Origin of the sequence: Paenarthrobacter sp. 2TAF44, assembly GCF_052114885.1 — a bacterium.
In the GTDB taxonomy this organism is placed as follows: Bacteria; Actinomycetota; Actinomycetes; order Actinomycetales; family Micrococcaceae; genus Arthrobacter.
In genome coordinates, this window is the sequence record NZ_JBFRFP010000047.1 from 1 (window position 1) to 10,539 (window position 10,539).

General features: G+C 63.7%; 8 protein-coding genes. 3 read left to right on the plus strand and 5 right to left on the minus strand.

Features of this window, described 5'->3' with window-relative positions; all coding sequences use genetic code 11:
• Positions 1-282: 282 nt before the first annotated feature.
• The 5 genes from AB4Z15_RS24765 to AB4Z15_RS24785 all read right to left on the minus strand — a co-directional run bounded on the left by AB4Z15_RS24765 (position 283) and on the right by AB4Z15_RS24785 (position 4,463).
• The gene (locus AB4Z15_RS24765) at positions 283-840 is read right to left on the minus strand and encodes a gluconokinase (RefSeq protein ID WP_442019375.1); all 558 of its coding nucleotides are present in this window, start codon (positions 838-840) and stop codon (positions 283-285) included.
• Positions 837-1,928: an L-idonate 5-dehydrogenase gene (locus AB4Z15_RS24770; protein WP_442019376.1), complete on the minus strand. Its 1,092-nt coding sequence runs from the start codon at positions 1,926-1,928 to the stop codon at positions 837-839. The genes AB4Z15_RS24765 and AB4Z15_RS24770 overlap by 4 nt, the downstream gene beginning before the upstream one ends.
• The gene (locus AB4Z15_RS24775; protein ID WP_442019377.1) at positions 1,928-2,698 is read right to left on the minus strand and encodes an SDR family oxidoreductase; all 771 of its coding nucleotides are present in this window, start codon (positions 2,696-2,698) and stop codon (positions 1,928-1,930) included. The genes AB4Z15_RS24770 and AB4Z15_RS24775 overlap by 1 nt, the downstream gene beginning before the upstream one ends.
• On the minus strand, positions 2,695-3,636 hold the full coding sequence (locus AB4Z15_RS24780; protein WP_442019378.1) for a 2-hydroxyacid dehydrogenase: 942 nt from the start codon (positions 3,634-3,636) through the stop codon (positions 2,695-2,697). The genes AB4Z15_RS24775 and AB4Z15_RS24780 overlap by 4 nt, the downstream gene beginning before the upstream one ends.
• Before the next feature lie 65 nt (positions 3,637-3,701).
• Positions 3,702-4,463, minus strand: a complete 762-nt coding sequence (locus tag AB4Z15_RS24785; protein ID WP_442019379.1) for an SDR family oxidoreductase — start codon at positions 4,461-4,463, stop codon at positions 3,702-3,704.
• Positions 4,464-5,325: 862 nt separating this feature from the next.
• On the opposite strand from AB4Z15_RS24785, the gene AB4Z15_RS24790 reads away from it, so the two are divergent.
• From AB4Z15_RS24790 to AB4Z15_RS24800, 3 genes are all read left to right on the plus strand, one after another.
• Entirely contained in the window at positions 5,326-5,568 is a 243-nt protein-coding gene (locus AB4Z15_RS24790) for a hypothetical protein (protein ID WP_442019380.1), read from the plus strand.
• Positions 5,569-5,866: 298 nt separating this feature from the next.
• Positions 5,867-8,047, plus strand: a complete 2,181-nt coding sequence (locus AB4Z15_RS24795) for an amylo-alpha-1,6-glucosidase (RefSeq protein WP_442019381.1) — start codon at positions 5,867-5,869, stop codon at positions 8,045-8,047.
• Between the two features lie 343 nt (positions 8,048-8,390).
• Positions 8,391-9,770: an MFS transporter gene (locus AB4Z15_RS24800; RefSeq protein ID WP_442019382.1), complete on the plus strand. Its 1,380-nt coding sequence runs from the start codon at positions 8,391-8,393 to the stop codon at positions 9,768-9,770.
• Positions 9,771-10,539 lie beyond the last annotated feature (769 nt).

Here is a 10,539-nt window from a genome sequence, read left to right on the forward strand (position 1 = left end):
GTTCGCGGACGCGGGCGGCGGCCGCAACGCTGGCTGAGGACTTGATGCGGGTGACCCTCGACGCCGGCAGGTAGTCGGACATGTCTCCTCCAGGAATGTGGAACCCAGGACGCGCGGATTCACGCATCCCCTTTTTCGAGACTAGGGATCCGCGAGCGCTGTGGATAAGACCTAATGTGCGTGGATCAATAAGGGACACTTATGACACCTGGACCTGGACAGGGATGAATGCGCCCTTTGACGTGTTTTCTCGCGTGCAGAGGTTGCTTCCATGCACTTTGCTTATGGGTTCACGCGGTATTGGTATTTTCGCGGCTCGGTGAACGCCGGCCTCAGTTTGAGATCGAGCGTCTCGGCCAGGACGTCCAGGGGCTGGGTGATATCGCCCAGCACATGGGCCTCGTCCGCCTCCAAGTCCTCCAGCGCGGCGAACTGGGAGTCCAGCAGTGCGCGCGGCATGAACTCGTGGGAACGCGCCTCCATCCGTGCGCCGATTGTGGCCGGAGTGCCGGCGAGGTGGACGAAGACAACGTCCGGTGCATAACTGCGCAGGAGGTCCCTGTACCGGCGCTTCAGTGCGGAGCAGGCAACAACCGGCGCGACTCCCGTGCCGCCGTCGTCCTTCCCTGCAAGCAACTCCCCTAGCCGGGCAAGCCACGGCTCCCGGTCCGTGTCCGTCAGCGGAACCCCGGCGGCCGTCTTTTGCTTGTTGGCTGCAGGGTGGAAATCATCCCCGTCAAAGAACGGCATGCCCAGCCGCTGCCCCAGGAGGGCTCCGACGGTGGACTTTCCGCAGCCGGACACACCCATCACTACTAAGGGAGGCAGATGCCCGCTCACTGGGCATCCCCGGGTTCCCCGAAGCTGAGGAGGACTTTGCCGGAGCTGGTGGAGTCCTTGGCGACCTCGAAGGCGTGCAGGGCGTCGGACAAGGGGTACTCATGGGTGATGACGGGCTCCATGTGCAGGGACCCGTCCGCGAGGGCCGCGATCACCTCGTCGATTTCGTCGTTGAACCGGAATGAACCTTTGAGGTCAAGTTCGCGGGTGATGACCAGCGAGATGGGCACCGGCTGCATGCCGGTGGGCAGCAGGCCCACCATCACCACGGTGCCGCCGCGGACAGCGCCCTGGATCGCGGAGGCCAGGCCGTGGTGGTTTCCGGACGATTCGATCACGACGTCGGCCTCGACGGCGGCGATGGCTGCGGTGTCGGCGGCGTTGATGACGTCGTCGGCGCCGACGGCCTTGGCGATCTGCAGTGGTTTGGGGTGCAGGTCGACGGCGGTGATCCGGGCGGCGCCGGCACGTTTGAGCACGGCGACGGCCAGAGCGCCGATAGGTCCGGAGCCGATCACCAGCGCCGTTTTCCCGCGGACGTCACCGGCGCGGGATACCGCGTGCCAGGCCACGGACGCGGGTTCGATCAGGGCCGCGGTGCGCAGGTCCATGCCATCGGGCAGGGCCCGCAGCATCCGCACCGGCAGGGTCACGTACCTGCTGAACGCGCCGTCTGTGTGGGGGTAGCGGGCAGCGCTGCCCAGGTAGGTGCAGCCCGGGGAAAGGTTGGGCCGGTCCGCGGGATACTTGGCCGCGCCTGGGCCGGGTGTGGCGGGGTGGACTGCGACGGCGGTCCCGGCCTGTGGTCCCGACCCGTCGGCAGCGGCACGCACCACGGTGCCGGAAATTTCATGGCCCAGCACCAGTGGGGCCTTCAGGATGGACTCCCCCGCCGCGCCGTGCAGCCAGTAATGCAGGTCCGAGCCGCAAATTCCGCCGTACCGGACCTCAACCACTGCCTCGTCCGCGGCGGGTTCAGGCAGCGGGACCTCATCGATCCGGAGGTCGCCAGCGGCGTGGGCCACCAGTGCCGGGCTGGTGGCGGGCAGTTCTTCCAGGCCTGCGCCCAAGTGCGTATTCAGAGTCATCAGACCACCACTGTCATCCCACCATCAACGAAGATGGTCTGTCCGTTCACGAAGTTCGAGCCATCCGAGGCCAGCCACACCACGGGTCCGGCGAGGTCCTGGACGGTCCCCCAACGGTGGGCGGGGGTCCGGCCCAGGATCCAGGAGTTGAAGGCCCCATCATCAACGAGGTTCTGCGTCATCTCGGTGTGGATGTAGCCCGGCGCGATCGCGTTGATCTGCAGCCCGGAGGCGGCCCACTCTGCCGTCATGGCGCGGGTGAGGTTCCGCAGCCCGCCCTTTGCCGCAATGTACGGGGCGATGGTTGGACGGGCCAGGTCCGTTTGCACGGAGCAGATGTTGATGATCTTGCCCCGGCCCCGTTCGATCATGTGTCGGGCAGCCTCGCGGCCCACCAGGAACGCGCTGGTCAGGTCCGTGGTGAGCACGCGTTCCCAGTCAGCCACGTCCAGGTCAAGCATCGGGACGCGGTGCTGGATCCCCGCATTGTTGACCAGGATCTCCAGCGGGCCCACGTTCTCTTCGATCCAGCGGACGCTGCGGGCGGCCGCGCCGTCGTCAGTCACGTCGAAGGCAATACTGTGGACCCGGCCTGGCGGGAAATCCGCCGCCATCGCAGCGGCTGCTTCCTTAAGCCGTTCCTCATTGACGCCGTTGAGCACTACCGTTGCTCCGGCGTCCGCCAACGCCCATGCAAGCGCCGAACCGATACCCCTGCTGGAACCCGTCACAAGGGCAACCCGGCCTGTCAAATCAAAAAGCGCGCTCATGCGAACGGCCCCGGCTGGACGAGGTTTGCCGGGGTTTCACCGGCGGCGAGGGCCTCAAGCTGGAGCTTCAGGAGCTTCAGGATCCGTGGTTCGAAGGCTGACGCATTACCGCCAATGTGAGGGGTGATGAGTGCGTTCGCCGCTGACCACAGCGGATGATCTGCGGGCAGTGGTTCGGGATCGACGACGTCGATGGCGCACTGCAGGCGGCCGGACACCACTTCCCGGGTCAGGGCGCCGGTGTCCACCACAGCGCCGCGGCCTACGTTAACCATGAGGGCGCCGTTCGGCAAGGCGGCCAGGACCTTCCGGCCCACCAGGTGGTGGGTCCTGTCGTTCAGCGGCAGGACCGAGACCAGGATGTCGTGGCCGGCGGCAAGCTCCACCAGTTCTTCCGGGCCGTGGACCTGTCCGTCCGCGTCCGTCCGGGCTGAGCTTCCCACCCGGGTCACGGTGACTTCGAAGGGCTCGAGCCGGCGGGCGAGTTCCTTGCCGATGCCGCCGATTCCCAGCAGCAGGATCTTCCGGTCGGCCAACGACTGGCGGCGCTGCGGCTTCCAGCTTGCAATCTGCTGGTCCCTGACAGCTTGGTCAATGCCGCGCAGCTTGGCCAGGATGAGTCCCACGGCCAGCTCGGCGGTGGCAGCTGCATGAACGCCCGAGGCGTTTGCCACTGCGGCGCCCGGGCCGGCAGCCTCGCGGACGCCGTCGTACCCCGTTGACTGAGTCTGCACGAACTTAAGGTCCGGGACCTTGGCCAGGGAACCCATCACTGCCCCCGCATCGATGTATGGCAGGATGACGCCGTCGATGCTACCCAACTCCTTCCCCGGCTCGTCCTTCATGTCCCAGACCACGCCCCGTAGTCCTTCGGGGAGGGGCGAGAGGTCAGCCAGAAGCTGGGGTTCGGGGAAACTGACGGTTCGTACTAACTGCATCTGAAGGGCCTGTCGGTTGGAGGGTGGGAAGGTAGTTCCCCGCGTTTGGGCGTCGCGGGGCGGCTTTAGTCGGAGTCCCCGCGACGGTCGAAAGTGAGGCCGCCGGGGACCTGAAATGTGGGCATGAGTTCCAGCATGCCCACATTCACGTGGCGCGGGGTTTCGATGGCGTAGTCCAGGGCGTTGACGATGTCGTCGGTGGTCAGCGACTCGTAGCCCTCGTAGTACGTTTGCCAGGCTTCTTCCATGGCCTCGGGGCTGCCGCCCATGTTGCGGCCAAAGATCTCGGTTTCCACGCGGCCGGGGCAGATTTCAGTGACGCGAATCCGCTTGCCCACGGTGTCGTTTCGGAGTTGCCTGGAAATTTGGTGCACTGCGGCCTTGGTGGCGTGGTAGACGGTGTGGCCGTAGAAGTTGTAGGTGCCCGCGATGGAGCTGATGTTGACCACGTGGCCGAGGTCCCGTTCCACCATGCCGGGCAGGACCAGCCTGGTCAGATGCAGGAGCCCGCGGAGGTTGACGTCCACCAGTTCGTCGATGTCCTGCTCGGAGGAATCCAGGATGTTGCCCGGCCGGGACACGCCGGCGCAGTTGACCAAGACGTCCACTTTCAGGTCACGGACGACGGCGGACAAGGCGGCGGTGTCGGTCAGGTCCACCACGTGCGGGACTGCTCCCGTGCGCTCGGCAAGCTCGGTGAGGCGTTCCTCGTTGCGGGCCACCGCGTGGACGGTGAGGCCCCGCTTGGCCAGCCGTTCGGCGATGGCAGCGCCCATGCCCGTGGATGCTCCGGTGACGAGTGCGGTGGTGTAGTCGGAAAAGGGCATCGGTACTCCAAAGTGTAGAAGTCGGGCGGGCTCTTGTGTGGGGCAATGGGTGGATTCCAGAGCCCTGGGTTGGAAGGGGTTGGGTGTCGCGCAGTGGTTCGTGGGACCCCCGCGGCAATAGGTTCGCTGCGTATCAGGCGGGCCAGCTCGACGGCGTCCGGATTGTCGCCGTTCAGCAGCACCGTGTCTGCCTTACTTGAGTTTGGCAGCGGAATTGGACCCACACAAAGACGAATACGATATCTCCCTATAGGGAACAGTTATGACCTTCACCGGCGCTAATGACGCCGACCCTAAGGAACGTACGCGGCTCGTGGTTCGCAACTGTAAAAATGGTGCTGCCCATAAACCCTTTCCCTGCTTATGCAAAAAGCATCTAGCGCCATCAATCGGCAATGGCCGGGCGGGGATATAACGCATTGGTCATTGGAAAATCATCTGCAACTAAGCTATGCCCGGGACTCGGATCACACAAAGACGTAATGCCTGTCCCGCCATAGCGCCAACGTATGACCCGCATGCTGTGCCGTCCCCGCTGGAAAAGAGGAGCGTGGCAGCTTCAGGAGCGGCGCCTTCGGGCCGCGTCTCCATCGCGATCGCCCCCTGTAGATTGCCCAAGTCAGCGGCGGACGCCCTGTTCCACGAGGAGGACTTCCGGGTCCTGAGGATCGTCGAGCCTGCAAGAAATGCTGCGGCGTAAATATTCACCGCTCCCCACCGTACCGTTCGAGGCATCATAAGCAGGCCTTAAAAGGTCACGCGCTTTAGTCTTATTCAGGGAATTGCGTGCGATTTAGGATAAAAGCCATAGAGGTTTCGCCCAAGGCGATACCGCGGCAATAAATCCCCTTGAAGCCCGGCCATGAAGAAGATCACCAGCCTGCAGTACCGGAAGACAGCTGAAAGAAGAATCCAGCCAAGAGCCAGCACCGGTTCACATTGCCCCACCAACGGTTTTTGGCGTCCCGAGGACGGACCCGCCACCGAGCCCGTTTTCGTGTTCGAAGGAAGCATGATGCCTCCCGGCAGGCACGGCGCCACCATGTGGTACCTGGAGGACGCACAGGTGGGACCGCCCGCATACCTCCTGCCCGGCATGAACTGACCGGCTTATCGACTCTAAAGCGGCAAGAGAAAAGCCCGGAGTTCCGAAAGGAACCCCGGGCCTCTTGGCTTAACCGTGTCGAATGCGGGTGTTTGCCCTTTGGGAGGGGTCATAACGACGAGTACCCAGCAATCGATGGGGATGCGTGACTACGCGGTTGCTGTCACCAATGGCGTTTCCAAGGCCCCTGCCATGACTGGCGGCGACTAGCGAGCAAGCGTAGCGTCTTTTCCAAGAGGCCGCCGCAAGCACGGTATCTGTTTGCAGGGCGCTTCGGTAAGTCGCGGAGGAGGCCAGAATGGCGGGGTGGAATGCGGATACGGCGGCCGGTCCACTAGGGGCTGGCTCTGTGACGTTGGTCGAGGGCTCATCCTTCTGTATTTCGTCATCCAACGGGGATATTCAGGCCGATCGTCCGCATGGCCTCTTCGTGGCCGACGTCAGGATCCTGTCAATCTGGCGCCTGACAGTGAATGGACAGGAGCTTGAACCACTCACTGCGGAGACAAAGGAGCCGTTCCGTGCCGCATTTGTTGCAAGGATCCCCCGGTCCGACAGTTACGCGGACAGCCCACTTATCGTGGAACGGCTGCGGGAAGTCGGGGCCGGCCTCCAGGAGCAGCTCACCGTCCACAACTACTCCCAGGAGCCTGCTGAGTGCCTCATCGTCCTGGAAATAGGGGCCGACTACGCGGACCTCTTCGAGGTGAAGGAGGCACGGATCCGTCGACGCTGGGAGGAAACACGAGAAGCCGAAGACCGAACGCTAACCATTCGGGGCCGCTGGCAGGATGTCCGCAAGGGCACCGCTATCCACGTTCCCGGGGCCGGCATTTCCGGTAACACCCTCCAATATCGGGTTTCGGTACCCGCTCATGGGCAATGGAGCACAGTCCTGACCGTTCTGCCCCTCGACGATGGAAACCAGGCACTGGCTTTCACCCATTCCGAGGGGGATAGTCTGTCCCCACGAGACCGCCGCCGACGGGAGTGGGTGGCGAAAATCCCCGTACTGCAGGTGACCAACCGCTCCGTGGAACGGACCCTGCGCCGCAGTTATGACGACCTCGGCGCTCTTCGAATCGAGGACCCCCACCATCCGGAGCGGGTTGTCGTCGCCGCCGGTGCACCCTGGTTCATGACCTTGTTCGGAAGGGACTCCTTGTGGGCCTCGGTAATGGCGATGCCGGTAGACCCGTCGCTCGCCTTGGGCACACTCCAGACCCTCGCCGACCGCCAGGGCGCCGTGGTGGACCCCATGACGGAAGAGGAACCGGGCAAGATCCTCCACGAGGTACGGCTCGATGTCTCCAGCGGCCTGTCCCTGGGCGGCAAATCGAACTACTACGGCAGCGTGGACGCCACTCCCCTGTTCCTGATGGTGCTGGGAGCCGTCAGCCGCTGGGGTTTCGCCGCGGACACCATCAAGGCCCTGCTGCCCCACGCAGACCGCGCACTGGACTGGATCGTGAACTACGGCGACAAGGACGGCGACGGCTTCGTCGAGTACCAGCGGCTCAACGACCAAGGACTGCTCAACCAGGGCTGGAAGGACTCCTGGGACGGCATCAACTTTGCCGACGGCACCCTGGCCGAGCCGCCAATCGCGCTTTGCGAGGTCCAGGCCTACGTGTACGTCGCCTACCTGTCACGGGCATGGCTGGCCTACGACGCCGGTGACTTGGCCTTGGGCAACGACCTCACCGAACGCGCTGCCCGGCTGAAGAAGCAGTTCAACGAGCAATTCTGGATCCCCGAGCGCGGGTACTACGCCATCGCACTCGACGGCAGGAAACGGCAGGTCGATGCCTGCGCCTCAAACATGGGGCACTGCCTGCTCCAGGGCCTGATCGACGAAGACAAAGCCCCGCAAGTCGCCGCGCACCTGATGTCACCGGAAATGTTCAGCGGCTGGGGCGTACGCACCCTGGCCAGCAACATGGGCGCCTACAACCCGGCCAGTTACCACAACGGGTCCGTCTGGCCCCACGATAACGCCATCATCGCCGCCGGGCTCCTCCGGTACGGCTTCGTCGCCGAAGCCCAAAGAATTGCCGGCGGGATGATGGACGCGGCCGAGTTCTCCGACGGGCGCCTCCCGGAACTGTTCTGCGGCTTCAGCCGTGACCACCTCGCCACTCCCGTTCCGTACCCCACAGCTTGCTCGCCCCAGGCGTGGGCAGCCACCGCACCCATCCAGATCGTGTCCAGCCTGATGCGTTATGACCCGGTCGTGTCAGCCGGTGGAGTTTGGCTTGATCCCGTGCTCCCCGAGTCGTTCGGGGACCTGCACATCTCCAACGCCCCGCTTGGCAACGGCCGCATCACCATCGACATTGCCGGCTCCGTCCCGTCCATCAAGGGACTACCCCCGGGGATCGTCCTTCACCGGGGCCACCGACCATGGATGTCCGAACTGGTTGAGGAGGCGGTACGGCGTCGTGAAAACGCCCGCCCAACGTCAAACCCTCTAGGTTAAAGGTCCAGTTCATTCACCAGCGCACGCTGTAATAGACCCTCTATCCAGGGACCACGTGGCTGATAACCCATCCTCACGTGGAAAGGAGCGCCCACTCTTGTTCAAAGGTCTCCGATTCTTCGACTCCATGCCATAACGAATCGCTATGTAGGGACACAAAAGAGGACTTTGTGTGACCTACACCGCAAACGTTAACTTGATTCCTGAGGCCATTCAGCAAAGCCGTAATCACGACTTGCGGGAGAGCTCACAGCAGGACCAGCCGGACATTCCACTCGAGATCTCTTTCCCAGAGTCCAGGTGTAGCGGCAGCCGGTGTTCACCCATCGCCAACGGAGACCAAATGACTGAAACCATGCTTCCGAAGAAGACCCCGGTCAGGGCAGCAGTCGCGGCCTGGATCGGCACGACGCTGGAGTACTACGACTTCGCCGTGTACGGCACCTCGTCCGCGTTGATTCTGAACGTCCTCTTTTTCTCGCCCGATCTACCCCAGGGCATCAGCGTGCTGCTCGCCATGATCACCTTCGCGGTCGGCTACGCGGTACGCCCCCTCGGCTCGCTCATCTTGGGACCAATGGGCGACCGCCGCGGCCGCAAATTCGTCATGATGATCACACTGTTCGGCATCGGCGGTTGCACCTTCCTTATCGGCTGCCTGCCCACGTACGCCCAGATCGGTCCTCTTGCTCCGATCCTGCTCGTGCTGATCCGCGTGATCCAAGGACTGTGCCTTTCCGGCGAGCAGCCCAGTGCCATCACCATGAGCCTGGAGCATGCTTCCGAGGGCCGACGCGGTTTCCTCGCAAGCTTCACCACGTTGGGCTCTTCCTCGGGGACGCTGCTCACCCTGCTGGTCTTCATCCCTGTCGCCGCCATGCCCTCGGAGCAGTTGCTGACCTGGGGTTGGCGGCTTCCGTTCTGGGCCTCCGCCGTCGTCGTCGTCGCTGCATACCTGATCCGCCGCCACATCCAGGAGCCCCCCGAGTTCGTAAAGGTCCAGGCCGCCAAGGTGAACGTCGCCCCCCTCAGGCACCTTCTGCGCTTCCATTGGCGCGCGGTGCTGCGGATCGTGTTCTGTGCGCTCATCGCGGGCACAAGCTACATGATGCAAACCTTCTCGGTTGCATTCGGGACCGCCGGATACAAGCTGGATAAGCCGACCATGCTTCTGACGACCACAGTCTCGGCAGTGATCGCCCTCGGAATCACCCCCCTGGCAGGATTCCTTGTGGACAAGATCGGCCGCAAAACGATGTTCCTCATCGCAACGGGCGGCGTAGGCGTCACAATGATGCCCTACCTGTGGTCAATCACGACCGGCAACTGGTCGCTGATCTTCCTGTTTGGCATCATCAATTACTCCCTCTTCTACTCAATGGTTAACGCGTCCTGGCCCTCGTTCTTCGCAGAGATGTTCCCCGGCCGACTGCGCGTCTCCGGACTCGCCCTTGGCACCCAGATCGGCTTCGCCATCTCGGGCGTCATCGGCCCCGTTCTCTCGACAGCACTCGCTGGCCCCGATCTGAAAGATTGGGTTGGGCCGTCCATGGTCGCGCTCGGGTTCATGGTCCTGGCAGGAATTTCAGCCCTCAGCGCCAAGGAGACCAAAAAGTACACGCTCAAGGAACTCGACGAGGTCCAGCAGGGCGAGCGGGAGACGGCCGTCCTCACGGCCGCGACCGTTTCCCCGGGCACAGCTACCCCCGGCCTCGCCGGTTAGCCTGGCATAGGCAAGTGACGAGTAGTTTCCGCTGACTCGACCGCGCAACAGCACAACCACGATCGGGGCGACCGCTGGTCAATAGGCCAGCGGTCGCCCCGCGAGGTGGACGCGGGGGGTTAACGCAACCAAATTCACTACTGACCACACCAACCCACTAGCCGCGGTCAGCGCAAAGTCTCGTCCTTTCCTAGGAGAACCAACGCCCCCACTGACTTCAGAACCGCCCTCTCGACCGTTGCCTCGACTTGTATCAGAGGCCGTGGTTTCGGGACCGCATTGCCGCCGTGGCCTGGCCGCCCCCGGCCTCTACCGGGAACTCGTAGAGCAACTCGGCTGGACCCCGCATCGCCTCGCCGATTGGATGAGTGAGACGCTCCAGCACCACCTGCTTCGAGCAAGAGACTGGTGTAAGGACCTGTCCAGGAGTCAAATCCGCCCCGGTCAATCATCGTCTGCACTACCGAACGCGTGGGTACCTGGGCCTGGCGCGGCCACTCCGATGAATGGCTGCGAGGACCCAGAAACGCAGCCAGGTCGATGCTGTCAGGGCCGACCCGTACTGGTGCCGCTACCGCCTGCTCGCGGGGGATCGGGATGCAGTTGCGGTACGTCTGGCACCGCGGGCTTGTCGTAGGGCAGGATCGTTGCCATGACACAGATGCTCCCCGCCCCGCGTCTGCTTGCGGACGGCTTCGCGATGATTGAGTCCGGACGTTGGCACGAAGGCCGCCTGTGGTTCGCTCACTGGGGTGCCGGTGAGGTGTTG